General features: G+C 50.0%; 1 protein-coding gene. It reads left to right on the forward strand.

Going from position 1 to position 272, the window contains the following annotated elements:
- Positions 1–12: 12 nt before the first annotated feature.
- The coding region (locus ACP2WS_RS11360) for a hypothetical protein (protein ID WP_426460864.1) at positions 13–272 on the forward strand (260 nt) is incomplete at its 3' end.

Below are 272 nucleotides of genomic sequence, written 5' to 3' on the forward strand. Positions count from 1 at the left end.
GCATCCATCAGCATGTCTGCCAAAAGTTCTGCCTGTGCCCCGGTACATGGATTTCCGATCGGAGCGGCAGCTGTTCCGAGTGCATTTTTCAATTTTCCACTGGAAAAGATATCTGACACCCAATATCGAGGCTACTTCGCAACCGATCCTTTGGTCAATGAATCCTATTGGCATGGAAAGCCTCCATGTGAATGGGAGTTCATCGCAGTGGGTTTTGGTTTTTCTGCCACGGGAGCAGAGGGAGAGACCGGCTTCAATGGAGACATTGATGC

The sequence above is a fragment of the Brachymonas moutaii (nom. illeg.) genome (assembly GCF_049977365.1).
Classification (GTDB): Bacteria; Pseudomonadota; Gammaproteobacteria; order Burkholderiales; family Burkholderiaceae_C; genus Brachymonas.